The sequence below is a fragment of the Streptosporangium sp. NPDC002607 genome (assembly GCF_053592655.1).
The window spans coordinates 67,768-79,934 of record NZ_JBSFWD010000025.1 but is presented as its reverse complement, the minus strand read 5'-3'; the positions used below and the strand labels follow the sequence as shown (position 1 = coordinate 79,934).

The 12,167-nt window shown below is 68.3% G+C and carries 13 protein-coding genes; 7 read left to right on the top strand and 6 right to left on the bottom strand.

Translation table 11 applies throughout. The features are described from left to right. Positions 1-271: 271 nt before the first annotated feature. Positions 272-439 carry a DUF3073 domain-containing protein gene (locus ACWD3H_RS26530; protein ID WP_084195352.1) on the bottom strand — a complete coding sequence of 56 codons (168 nt, stop codon included), beginning with the start codon at positions 437-439 and terminating at the stop codon, positions 272-274. 291 nt (positions 440-730) lie between these two features. Here ACWD3H_RS26530 and ACWD3H_RS26525 point away from each other — a divergent pair, with 291 nt between their 5' ends. Next, complete coding sequence (locus ACWD3H_RS26525; protein ID WP_350926187.1) at positions 731-931, top strand: hypothetical protein; 201 nt, start codon at positions 731-733, stop codon at positions 929-931. 2 nt (positions 932-933) lie between these two features. Continuing rightward, the gene (locus tag ACWD3H_RS26520; RefSeq protein ID WP_355621942.1) at positions 934-1,269 is read left to right on the top strand and encodes an ArsR/SmtB family transcription factor; all 336 of its coding nucleotides are present in this window, start codon (positions 934-936) and stop codon (positions 1,267-1,269) included. Positions 1,270-1,337: 68 nt separating this feature from the next. On the opposite strand, the gene ACWD3H_RS26515 is transcribed toward ACWD3H_RS26520, so the two are convergent. Together ACWD3H_RS26515 and ACWD3H_RS26510 are read right to left on the bottom strand one after the other, a co-directional pair. Next, positions 1,338-2,525, bottom strand: a complete 1,188-nt coding sequence (locus ACWD3H_RS26515; RefSeq protein ID WP_451956921.1) for an FAD-dependent monooxygenase — start codon at positions 2,523-2,525, stop codon at positions 1,338-1,340. 85 nt (positions 2,526-2,610) lie between these two features. Continuing rightward, entirely contained in the window at positions 2,611-3,468 is an 858-nt protein-coding gene (locus ACWD3H_RS26510) for a fumarylacetoacetate hydrolase family protein (protein ID WP_451956920.1), read from the bottom strand. Between the two features lie 290 nt (positions 3,469-3,758). Between ACWD3H_RS26510 and ACWD3H_RS26505 the strand changes: the two genes are divergently transcribed. Together ACWD3H_RS26505 and ACWD3H_RS26500 are read left to right on the top strand one after the other, a co-directional pair. Further along, positions 3,759-6,074 carry a phosphoketolase family protein gene (locus tag ACWD3H_RS26505; protein ID WP_451956919.1) on the top strand — a complete coding sequence of 772 codons (2,316 nt, stop codon included), beginning with the start codon at positions 3,759-3,761 and terminating at the stop codon, positions 6,072-6,074. 142 nt (positions 6,075-6,216) lie between these two features. After that, positions 6,217-7,398, top strand: coding sequence for a zinc-dependent alcohol dehydrogenase (locus tag ACWD3H_RS26500; RefSeq protein ID WP_451956918.1), 1,182 nt, complete (start codon positions 6,217-6,219; stop codon positions 7,396-7,398). Between the two features lie 87 nt (positions 7,399-7,485). On the opposite strand, the gene ACWD3H_RS26495 is transcribed toward ACWD3H_RS26500, so the two are convergent. The 3 genes from ACWD3H_RS26495 to ACWD3H_RS26485 form a co-directional block, all read right to left on the bottom strand. After that, positions 7,486-7,773, bottom strand: a complete 288-nt coding sequence (locus ACWD3H_RS26495; protein ID WP_350926173.1) for a Fe-S cluster assembly protein HesB — start codon at positions 7,771-7,773, stop codon at positions 7,486-7,488. A gap of 114 nt (positions 7,774-7,887) precedes the next feature. Beyond that, positions 7,888-8,016 (bottom strand): hypothetical protein, encoded by a 129-nt coding sequence (locus ACWD3H_RS26490; protein ID WP_451956917.1) that lies wholly within the window; start codon positions 8,014-8,016, stop codon positions 7,888-7,890. Then, on the bottom strand, positions 8,013-8,396 hold the full coding sequence (locus tag ACWD3H_RS26485; protein WP_451956916.1) for an FAD-dependent oxidoreductase: 384 nt from the start codon (positions 8,394-8,396) through the stop codon (positions 8,013-8,015). Before ACWD3H_RS26485 ends, ACWD3H_RS26490 begins: the two co-directional genes overlap by 4 nt. A 388-nt stretch (positions 8,397-8,784) precedes the next feature. Here ACWD3H_RS26485 and ACWD3H_RS26480 point away from each other — a divergent pair, with 388 nt between their 5' ends. The 3 genes from ACWD3H_RS26480 (at position 8,785) to ACWD3H_RS26470 (ending at position 12,144) form a co-directional block, all read left to right on the top strand. Further along, positions 8,785-10,158, top strand: coding sequence for an ABC transporter substrate-binding protein (locus ACWD3H_RS26480; protein WP_355561953.1), 1,374 nt, complete (start codon positions 8,785-8,787; stop codon positions 10,156-10,158). Positions 10,159-10,230: 72 nt separating this feature from the next. After that, entirely contained in the window at positions 10,231-11,148 is a 918-nt protein-coding gene (locus ACWD3H_RS26475) for a carbohydrate ABC transporter permease (RefSeq protein WP_350929900.1), read from the top strand. Between the two features lie 15 nt (positions 11,149-11,163). Continuing rightward, positions 11,164-12,144, top strand: coding sequence for a carbohydrate ABC transporter permease (locus ACWD3H_RS26470; RefSeq protein WP_355561389.1), 981 nt, complete (start codon positions 11,164-11,166; stop codon positions 12,142-12,144). Positions 12,145-12,167: the final 23 nt, after the last annotated feature.

The window sequence follows — 12,167 nt, the reverse complement described above, 5'->3', positions numbered from 1 at the left end:
TCCCGGGGCCACGGCGTGTGAACTGGCAGATCCCGGCGTCCGGGGGGAAGGGGCAGCCGGTCACCGTCTTGATGAGGTGGGACCCGCCAGAGCTCTCCGTCGACGCGCCGTACGGGGGTGTGACCCGCCGTGCGGCGGTATCGCACAACCGTGACGGTAAGCAGCTCTGCCCGGTCGCCTCAATGATGTTGCAGGATGTTGCGCGGGATTCGCCGTCGTACTCGGGGGCACGGGCCGTTCCCTCGATCCGCGAAACCCCGCGCAACCAGCCCTACCTGCCTGTCGGCTCGCCGACAGGGTCGTCGGCCTCGCTCTCCGGCGCGGTATCGTCACCGGCGCCCAACTCCTTACGCAACCGGTCGAGATCCATGCTGTGGCTGCTGTACTTCAGCTCGCGAGCAACCTTTGTCTGCTTCGCCTTGGCTCGGCCCCGTCCCATTGGCTGTACTCCCTCACGCAGGCCGTGCTCGGCCTCTCGTCACTGTCGCATCGCCGGCTGGCGCGCTCTGACGCCGCAGGTCAGCCCGCGGTAGCCGCACCAAGTATCCCGCTTGGCGGTCGATCCGTCATTGATCGGGCCCGACCGGCCGGGGACCTGTGGAAAACGGCTCCCGCCATCATAGCCAACGTCATTACGATTTGAAGAATTATGCAATTTGGCACATCATCAGGAAGGGTGTGCCGGTAAACCGGACGCCGGGGATGACCTGATCCACGGGAGGTGGGGGGCGTGAGCGAGAGCGAGTTCGCGGCGGAGTTAAGGGCGCGCATAGCCGATGTCGACGGCGAGTTGGAGCTCATGCGCCGGGCCTCCGACGATCACGCGGTCGAGGTCCTGACCGGGCGCCTGGAGAACCTGCTGCGCATCGCCGCCCGGCACTGCGTCGATGTACGCCCCCCCGGTGGCGGGCCAGTCGCCGGGGCCGCGTGATCATGCCGGTGCCACTGCACCAGGCCAAGGCCGAGCTCTTTCGCACCCTCGGCCATCCGGTCCGTGTCCGGGTGCTGGAGCTGCTGCAGGACGGCCCCCTGCCGGTGCGGGATCTGCTGAGCGCCATCGACGTCGAGGCGTCCAACCTCTCCCAGCAGCTGGCGGTGCTGCGCCGTGCCGGGCTGGTGACCGCCACCCGGGAGGGCGCCACCGTCGTGTACGCGCTCTCCACCCCGGATGTGGCCACCCTGATGTTCGCGGCGCGATCCATCCTGACCGAGCTGCTCGCCGAGCAGGGTGAGCTGCTCGCCGAACTGCGCGCCGAGGCTCGCGGGTGAGCACGCCCGCCGCCGCCGGGTTCCCGCCCCGAGCGGGCCGGAGCCCGGCGGCGCGAGACCGGGCCGCCTCAGCCCGCCATGATCGTCTCGGGGTCGTGGCCGTAGAGCCAGGCGTTCTGCCGGAGCGGGTCGCCGCCGGCGAAGGCCGCGTCGCGCTCCAGCTGGGCGGGCCCGTCGGGCAGGTGGTTCTGCACCTCGCGGCCACGGCTCATCAGCTGCACCTGCGAGGCCCGGGGCCGGCGGATCTCCGCATAGCGGGCCAGCGCCTGCGCCACCGTCTCGCGGGTGGCGGCACGCAGGCAGCTCGCGAGGACCACCGCGTCCTCGACCGCCTGGGCGGCTCCCTGGCCGAGGAAGGGCAGCATCGAGTGGGCGGCGTCACCCAGCAGGGCCACCCGCCCGGATGTCCAGCGCTCCAGGGGAGTGCGGTCGTACAGGGCCCAGCGCCTGGTCTCGGTGGCCGAGGCGACCAGCTGCCTCAGCCGCGGGTCCCAGGTCTCGAACTCGCGCGCCAGGTCCTCGATCCGCCCCTCTGCGGTCCACGACTCGACACGCCACTCGCCGGCGGGCACGATCGCGACGATGTTGATCAGCTTTCTGTCCCTGATGGGGTAGTGGACGAAGTGACGGCCCGGGCCCAGCCAGAGCGTCTGCACCCGGCGTAGCGCCAGCTCCGGCGCGTGCTCGGCCTCGACCAGGCACCGGTAGGCGCACAGCCCGGAGAAACGCGGCGGCGCCTCCTCGACGACCGTGGGCCGTACCGCCGAGTGGATGCCGTCTGCGCCGATCACCCCGTCGGCGGTCACCGTCGTCTTCTCGCCCCGGCTGTCGGTGAAGACCAGCTCGACCTCGGAGCCGTCCTGGCGCAAGGTCTCCAGCCTCCGGCCGGCCCTGACCGCGTCCGAGGGCAGTGCCTCCAGCAGCATCTCGAGCAGGTCGGCCCGGTGCGCGACATAGCAGTCGGCGCCGTACAGCCGGCGGCACTCCTCGCCCATCGGCTGGGAGAACAGCACCCGGCCGTCCTGCCAGCGCCGGAACTCCCAGGCGGCCTCCAGCGGCACGGCGAAGGACGCCAGCCGCTCGCCGAGCCCGGCCCGCGCCAGGGGACGGACCATGTTGGGGCCCACCACGATCCCGGCGCCGACCTCACGCAGCTCGGCGGTCTGCTCGTACACGACTGCCTCGACACCCGCCTGCCGCAGCAGCAGGGCGGCGGCCAGCCCGCCGAGGCCTCCGCCGATGATGGCGATTCTCACTCAGGGGTTCCTCTCCTCGAACGGCCTCTCATCCCGGCGCGCCGCGATATGGAAGCGCACCGGCCAAGACGCCTGCGACGTCGTTTCAGCTCTGCGGCCAGGCCACGATCGGGTTGCGCACCGAGCCCAGCCGGTCGATCTCCACCTCGACCACGTCACCGGGCCGCAGGAACCACGCCGGGGTGCGTGCGTGCCCCACCCCCGAGGGCGTGCCGGTCGCCACCAGGTCCCCGGGCAGCAGCGTCATCGTCCGGCTCAGGTGCGCCAGCACCTGCCCGACCGGGAAGATCATGTCCTTGGTGTCGCCGTCCTGGACGACCTCGCCATTGACCCGGGTCACCAGCCGGAGGCCGCCGGCCGGGTCGCCCACCTCGTCGGCGGTCACGACAGGCCCGATCGGCCCGCTGTGGTCGGAGTTCTTGCCGAGCGTCCACTGCGCGGTCAGCCGCTGTGCCCGCCGGGCGCTCAGGTCGTTGAAGACCGCGTAGCCGAACACCCCGGCGAGCGCGGTCTCCGGGTCCACGCACCGCATGGCCGTACCGACCACCGCGACCAGTTCGACCTCCCAGTCCAGGCCCGCCTCGTCCGGCGGCACCGGCACGGGCGTCCCGTCGACCGCGAGCGACGTCGTCCACCGTCCGAAGATCGTCGGTGTCTCCGGGGTGGAGAAACCGCCTTCTGTGGCGTGTTCTCGATAGTTCAACCCGACGCACAGCACCCGTGCGGAACCGGTCACCGCCGGAGCCAGGCTCAGTTCGCCCAACGCCAGCGCACCTGCCGGCTCACCCGCCGGCTCACCGGTGGTGAGCTCGCGCGCCCTGGCGGTCCAGCCGGGCAGGTCCTCGTAGAACTCGCTCACCTCGGCCAGCGGCACCACCTGGTCGGTGCCGGTCAGCACTCCCACCCGGACCTGACGACCATCCCGAAACCCGACAAATCTCATCGCTCACTCCCGACGTTCCCGGCAAGGGGAACCACCGCATCCTCGAACACCGCCACGGTGCCATCGGCTCACCCGGAGATCTTCGTACATTCCACCTCAATACGGTAATGGGGCAGGAGACACAGATGATCACGGTGGTGTGGAGATCCCGGCTCCGGCCGCGGGGGTGCCCAGGGGGAACCCGGGTGGGGCCGCCCGCCGCGGGCGCCTTCCCGCTCGTGCCCGGCACGCGGGATGAACACGTTCGCCCCGTCGAGGTTGGAACGCCTCCGTGGAGGAACTGTCGATGTATGGACGCACTCGCGCACGTCGACGCCTACTGGCGCGCGGCCAACTACCTGTCGGTCGGTCAGATCTACCTGCTGGCCAACCCCCTGCTGACCGAGCCGTTGCGACCCGAGCACATCAAGCCCAGGCTGCTGGGGCACTGGGGGACCACGCCGGGGCTGAACTTCTGCTTCGCCCACCTCAACCGGATCATCACCGAACGCGACCAGGACATGATCTACGTCGCCGGTCCCGGCCACGGCGGTCCCGCGGCGGTGGCGCATGCCTGGCTGGAGGGCTCTTATACCGAGAAATATCCGAATGTGGGACAGGATGCTCAGGGGATGCAGCGGCTCTTCCGGCAGTTCTCCTTTCCCGGCGGCATACCCAGCCACGTCGCGCCCGAGACCCCGGGGTCGATCCACGAGGGCGGTGAGCTGGGCTATGCCCTGGCCCATGCCTACGGAGCCGCGTTCGACAACCCGGACCTGGTGGTGGCCTGCGTCATCGGTGACGGCGAGGCCGAGACCGGGCCGCTGGCGGGCAGCTGGCACTCCAACAAGTTCCTCGACCCCGCCTGTGACGGGGTGGTGCTGCCGATCCTGCACCTGAACGGTTACAAGATCGCCAACCCGGCCGTGCTGGCCCGGATCCCCGAGGAGGAACTGGTCAAGCTGATGGAGGGGTACGGCTACCGGCCGCACTTCGTCTCCGGCGACGACCCCGAGGTCATGCACGCGCTGATGGCCGAGACCCTGGAGCGGGTGTTCGACCAGATCGCCGACTACCGGCACGGACGGGCCGGCCGCCTGCCGATGATCGTCCTGCGGACGCCGAAGGGGTGGACGGGGCCGCGTGAGGTCGACGGCCTGCCGGTGGAGGGGACCTGGCGGGCGCATCAGGTGCCGTTGACCAGAGTGCGTGACAGTCCCGAGCATCTGGCGATGCTGGAGGAGTGGATGCGCTCCTACCGGCCGGAGGAGTTGTTCGACGGCCAGGGCCACCCGGTGGCGGAGGTCCTGGAGACGGTACCCGAGGGGCCGCTGCGGATGAGCGCCAATCCGCACGCCAACGGCGGTGAGCTGTTGCGGCCGCTGGCGCTGCCCGACTTCCGCGACTACGCGGTCGAGGTGAAGGCTCCCGCTCGCGTGTCGACGGAGCCCACCCGGGTCCTGGGGATGTTCCTGCGTGACGTGATCGCCGCCAACCCCGACAACTTCCGGTTGATGGGCCCCGACGAGACGGCGTCCAACCGGCTGTCGGCGGTCTTCGAGGTCACCGGCCGGGCCTGGGACGCCGAGACCCTGCCCACCGACGAGAACCTCGCCAGGGGCGGGCGGGTGATGGAGGTGCTCAGCGAGCACCTGTGCCAGGGCTGGCTGGAGGGATACCTGCTGACCGGCCGTCATGGGCTGTTCAACTGCTACGAGGCGTTCATCCATATCGTCGACGCGATGTTCAACCAGCATGCCAAATGGCTGGAGGCCTGCCGGAAGATTCACTGGCGGCGGCCGATCGCGTCGTTGAACTACCTGCTGTCATCGCATGTGTGGCGCCAGGATCACAATGGTTTCTCCCATCAGGATCCAGGTTTCCTGGACGTGGTGATGAACAAGAAGGCCGAGGTGGTGCGGGTCTACCTGCCGCCGGACGCCAACACGCTGCTGTCGACGGCGGATCACTGCCTGCGCTCGCGTGACTACGTCAACGTGATCGTGGCGGGTAAGCAGCCGGTGCTGGACCTGCTGCCGATGGACGAGGCGATCGCGCACTGCACCCGGGGCCTGGGCATCCTGGAATGGGCCAGCAGCGATGCCGGCACCGAGCCGGACGTGGTGCTGGCGTGCGCGGGGGACGTGCCCACGCTGGAGACGCTGGCGGCGGCGGCCCTGGTGCGCGAGTACCTGCCCGAGCTGAAGGTGCGGGTGGTCAACGTGGTGGACCTGATGCGGCTGCAACCGCCGAGCGAGCATCCGCACGGCATGTCGGACGCGGAGTTCGACACGCTCTTCACCGCCGACAAGCCGGTCGTCTTCAACTTCCACGGCTATCCGTGGCTGATCCACCGGCTGACCTACCGGCGCCATGGCCATGACAACATCCATGTGCGCGGCTACAAGGAGGAGGGGACCACCACCACCCCGTTCGACATGGCCATGCTCAACGACATCGACCGTTTCCACCTGGTCATGGATGTCATCGACCGGGTTCCCGGGCTGGCGGAGCGGTCGGCGCATCTGCGCCAGCACATGATGGACCGCCGGCTGAGCGCTCGCGCCTACACCCGTGAGTACGGCGAGGATCCCGCCGAGATCCGCGACTGGACCTGGCCGTACTGACCACGACCCCGCCCGTGCCCCGCCCGTGGAGGCCACGCCGGTTTCCCGGGCAGGTCGCACCCCCGGCGGAGAACCACCCAGTTTGGCCCCCACGGAGCGGGTAAGGAGGCATCGTCACAGCTCAAGCGATAGGGGAGGGGAAATGAAAGCTCTCACCTGGCATGGCAGGCGCGACGTACGGGTCGAGGAGGTTCCCGATCCGGCGCTCAAGGAACCGAACGACGCGATCATCAAGATCACCACCACCGCCATCTGCGGCTCCGACCTGCACCTGTACGAGGTCCTGGGGCCGTTCATGGGCGAGGGCGACATCCTGGGCCACGAGCCGATGGGCGTGGTGGAGGAGGTCGGCCCCGAGGTCACCGCCGTCAAACCGGGCGACAGGGTGGTCATCCCGTTCAACATCGCCTGCGGCCACTGCCACATGTGCCGCATGAGCCTCTTCGCCCAGTGCGAGACCACCCAGGTCCGCGACCAGGGCATGGGTGCGGCCCTGTTCGGCTACACCAGGCTGTACGGCGAGGTCCCCGGCGGGCAGGCCGAGTACCTGCGGGTCCCGCAGGCGCAGTTCGGCCCGATCAAGGTCCCCGAGGGGCCACCGGACGAGCGGTTCGTCTACCTGTCCGATGTGCTGCCCACCTCCTGGCAGGCGGTGTCGTACGCCGGCATTCCCGACGGCGGGAGCGTCACGGTCTTCGGGCTCGGACCGATCGGGCAGATGACCTGCCGGATCGCCAGGCACCTCGGCTACCGGGTCATCGGTGTCGACGGGGTGCAGGAGCGGCTCGCGATGGCCCGGAGGCACGGCGTCGAGGTGCTCGACGCGTCCGTGACCGGCGACATCCCCGGGGCGGTCAGGGATCTGACCGGCGGGCGCGGCACCGACTCCGTCGTCGACGCGGTCAGCATGGAGTCGCACGGCTCCCCGGTCGCCAAGTTCGCCCATACCGTCACCGGCCTGCTGCCCGACGCGATCGCCGCCCCGTTGATGGCCAACGCGGGGGTCGACCGGCTGGCCGCGTTCAACCAGGCCATCGACACGGTACGGCGCGGTGGCACGATCTCCGTCGTCGGCGTCTACGGCGGCATGGCCGACCCGCTGCCGATGCTGAGGATGTTCGACAAGGGCATCACGCTGCGAATGGGTCAGGCCCACGTCAAGCGCTGGATCGACGACCTGATGCCGCTGGTGACCGATGACGCCGATCCGCTCGGGGTCATGGACCTGGCCACCCACCGGCTCCCGCTCGACCAGGCCCCCTACGGCTACGAGATCTTCCAGAAGAAGCGGGACGGGGCCATCAAGATCCTGCTCAACCCCTGACGAGGACCGAGGGAGCGCTGAGAACACGGACGTGCCCCGGTCCCCCTGGGGGGATCGGGGCACGCGTGCCGGATTTACGGCGGATGGTCAGTGAGGCTGTTCGGTGACGAGAAACGCGACGCCGCCACCCTCGTCGACGTCGGCGTCCAGGGACTTGTCGTCCAGCATGTCCACGACCTGCGGGTCGAGGAAGATCCGTGCTCCCGCCGACTCCACCACCTTGTCGGCGGACTCGGGGTGTTCGGCGATCGACAGCATGAGCGATCCGGTGCCGTCGCTCTGGGACGAGATGCGGACCCCGGTATCGGGAGAGTCCGTCACCTGCGAGCTGAGATCCCGGATTACCTGGGCTGCGGTGTCCGTCAATGTGAGCATTGCTACTCCTTGTCGGTATCGGCACTTGGATTCTTCGCCCTTGCCCGCTCTCATCCGGCCCAACCATCCACCCGGAGTTTCTCGTGGCCGCCGCGTCCAGGTCGGGCCGGCGGATCAGCCCTTCCGGCCGAGCCGCTCGACGTGTTCGGCCGTCTTGCGTGCGGCGATCAGAATGGGGTCCCACACGGGGGCGAACGGGGGAGCGTACGACAGGTCGAGCCCGGTGATCTCCTCTGCGGTCATCTCGTGCCAGACGGCGATGGCCAGGGCGTCGATTCCCCGCCGAGGTCGCCTCCCTCGTCGCGTACGGCCACCGCGCGCCGGTCGAGGTCGATCTCGACGACCTCGCTGCGCAGCCGCAGGTCTATGCCCAGCTTGTCGCGGAACACCTCTGGGCGCCGGTCGGCCAGGGACTCGACATCGGTGACCGCACCGCCCACCAGGTAGGGAATCCCGCAGGCCGAATAGGAGGCGTGCGCGCCCTTCTCGAAGGCGACGATCCGCAGGTCGTCGGGCCCGCGCCGGTCCCTGGCCTGGGAGGCGGCGCTCATTCCCGCGGCGTCGCCGCCGATCACCACCAGTCGTTCCGCCATCGTCTCCCTCTCGTGGGCCGTCGATGCCACGGCTTCCACGGTGTGGAGTGCCCAAACGGCCATCTCGTCACGCCGTGCCCGCGCGTTCCTTCGAGTGTCCACGCGGGGGCCGGGCACCGCTGCCACCGGCCCGGGCCCTCCTTCCGGCGCCCCGGACGGTACGGCTTCGAACAACCGCTTTCTGAAAGTTCCGACAAGAAAATGACGTCATCAAGCATCTTCTTGCAGCTGGATGACTCCATCCCGCGTCGTCTCGACATACTCGCAGGTCAGACGGATTTCTTGGTTGCGGTGAGGTGTTACGGCGGGATGACCGACCGGTCACTGTCACTTTTTTGCATCTGAACTGACGGACTCTTGCTACTTCCTGCACGTATCTATATGTTTCTCGCAACCGACCCGCCAAGGAGTGCCTCGGATGAAATCCCCCAAGCTCTCGATGCTGCTCGCCGCAGCCATCGCGCTCACCGCCGCCGGTTGCGGCAACGACGACAGCGGATCCAAGGCCGCCGAAACCAGTCCGAGCGCCGCTGGGGCCGATGCTCCGGTCACGATCTCCGTCGGCTGCCAGCCGCCGAAGAGCAACCCGCTGGAGCGAACCGCCTGGGACGAGGACGTCGCCGCGTTCCAGAAACTGCATCCGAACATCACGATCGACAGCAAGGACGCCTTCCCCTGCATCAACCCGGACACCTTCCAGGCGAAGCTGGCCGGCGGCACGATGGAGGACGTCTTCTACGTTTACTACACCGATGTCAAGAAGATCATCGCGGCGGGCCAGGCGGCCGACATCAGCCCGTACGTCGGCAGCGTCACCAAGCTGGGCGACCTGCGGCCCGACGTCATGAGCATCTTCAAGGAAGGCGACAAGATCTACGGCCTTCCCAGGAACAACTACTCCATGGGCCTGGTCTACAACCGCAAGTTGTTCACCCAGGCGGGTCTCGACCCCGCCGCGCCGCCCAAGACCTGGGCCGAGGTGCAGGAGGCCGCGAAGAAGATCTCCGGACTTGGTGCCGGATATGTCGGATTCGGTGAGTACAGCGCCGGCAACACCGGTGGCTGGCACTTCGCCGCCTCCCTCTACGGGCGGGGCGGCGAGATGGTCACTCCCGACGGCAAGACCGCGGCGTTCAACAGCCCGGAGGGCAAGGCCGTCCTGGAGAACCTCAAGACCATGCGCTGGACCGACAACAGCATGGGCACCAAGCAGCTCCTCCAGTGGGAGGACCTGATGCGGATGATGGGCGGCGGCAAGCTCGGCATGATGATCGGCGCCCCGGATGTCGTCCAGACGGTCAACAACGACTTCAAGGGCAAGTTCGAGGACTACGGGGTCACCGCCCTGCCCGAGGCCAGGGCCTCACTCAACGGCGGCGACGGCTACATGATCAACCCCAAGGCCACGCCCGAGAAGATCAAGGCCGCCATGCTGTGGCTGGAGTTCCATGAGCTGACCCCGGGCCAGGGTCAGTTCAACTACGCGCGCAGCAAGCAGCAGGGCCGCCCGGTCGGCCTGCCGATCCCCGACCTGTACGGCGACGCCGCGCCGGGCAAGGAGATCACCGAGCTGCGTAAGGCGAACGCCACGGTGCCGGTGGAGAACTTCACCCCCTTCGTGGAGGGATCGGCGACCATCCAGAACAAGCTGGAGCCGCCGAAGTCCCAGGAGCTCTACGCGATCCTTGACGTCCCCATGTCGGCGGTGCTGACCAGGCAGGACGCCGACATCGACAAGCTCCTGGCCGATGCCGAGGCCAAGGCCAACAAGGTGCTGGCGAAGTCGAGCTGATCTTCTGCCCCTCCGGGGTGCCGGCCCGTCGGCCGGCACCCCGGCACTCATGTCGAAATCGGGAGTCGACCGATGACCACAATGACCGTGAAAGGCTCACGGCGGCGGGGAGCGGGGGCGTTCCGGCGGGGGCTGCAACGCAACCTGACCGCCTACGGGTTCCTCTGCGCGGCGCTGATCTGCTTCGCCTTCTTCTCCTGGTACCCCATGGTGCGGGAGGTCCTGCTCAGCTTCCAGCAGACGAACTTCGTCGACGACCCGACCTGGGTCGGCCTGGAGAACTTCCGCACCGTGACGGAGGACTCGGCGTTCGCCGACGCGTGGCTCAACACCCTCGCCTTCACCGGCCTGGCGCTCGTGTTCGGCTACGTCATCCCCTTCGTGGCGGCGATCGTCCTCAACGAGCTGCGACACGCGCGGGCCTACCTGAGGTTCATCGTCTATCTCCCGGTGATGCTGCCGCCGGCCGTCGGGGTGCTGCTGTTCAAGTGGTTCTACGACCCGGGCGCCGGACTGTTCAACCAGATCCTGGAGCTGGCGCACCTGCCGGCCCTGAGCTGGCTGGACTCCACGGACACCGCGCTGATCTCCCTCGTGATCGTCTCCACCTGGATGAACCTGGGAACCGGCACGCTGATCTACCTCGCCGCGCTGCAGAGCATCCCGAGCGAGCTGTACGAGGCCGCGGAACTGGACGGTGCCGGGATCTTCAAGAGGGTCTGGCACGTCACGATCCCGCAGACCAGGCTGATCCTGCTGGTGATGCTGCTGCTGCAGATCGTGGCGACCATGCAGGTCTTCATCGAGCCGTACCTGCTCACCGGCGGCGGCCCGGAGAACGCGACGCTCACCGTCGCCTACCTCATGTACCAGTACGCCTTCAACTTCGGTGACTTCGGCGCCGGGGGCGCGCTCGGGCTGATGCTCATGGTCGTGCTGATGGTGTTCTCCGCCTTCTACCTGCGCCTGTCGCGGGACAACCAGAGCTAGGGAGGAGCCGAGCCGATGTCGAACCTCACAGTCCACCCACCTCGCCCCGCCCCCGCCCGGCCACCGGAGCGGGGCTCGGGGAAGAAGGCCGGGCGGACGCGTGCGGCCAAGGAGGCGCCCAGGGAGTTTCGTAGCCTGGTCTCCCCGCACACGCTCAACACCCCGCGCGGGCGGCTGATCTACCGGATCACGCTGACCCTGGTGCTGGTGGTCTTCACCGCCGTGTTCGTGTTCCCGCTCTACTGGATGGTCACCGGCGCGCTGAAGACCCCCGAGGAACTGGCCCAGATCCCGCCGAGCTTCTTTCCCACCTCCTTCGACCTCGGGGTGTACGCCGAGGCGTGGGACCAGCTCGACCTGGGACTCTTCCTCACCAACACCGTCGTCTACGCCGGCGGCGCCTGGCTGTTCACACTGGCCATCGACGTCTCGGCCGCCTACGCGCTGTCCAAACTGCGGCCCGTGCTGGGCAACGTGGTCCTGGCGCTGATGCTGGCCACGCTCATGATCCCGCCGATGGTCATCCTGCTGCCCGCCTACCTGACGGTCAAGGACATGCCGATCTTCGGCTGGGACCTGCTGAACACCCCGTGGGTGATCTGGTTGCCCGCGGCGGCCAACGGGTTCTTCATCTTCCTGCTCAAGCGTTTCTTCGACTCGATCCCCCGGGAGTTGCTGGAGGCCGCCCAGATCGACGGCGCCTCTCCCGCCCGCATCCTGTGGTCGATCGTGCTGCCGGTCTCCCGGCCGATCCTCGGAGTGGTGTCCATTCTCTCGGTGGTCAACGTCTGGAAGGATTTCGTCTGGCCGCTGCTCGTACTGCCGGACGGGGAGAAGATGACGATCAGCGTGGGCATCGCCTCGCTCTCGGCGCAGATGCCGCAGAACGTGCTGATCGCCTCATTGGTGATCGCGAGTATCCCGACCATGGTCGTCTTCTTCATCTTCCAGCGCAGCATCATGGCCGGCCTCACGGCCGGCAGCCTCAAGGGCTGACCTCGTTACCCACTTTCAACCGC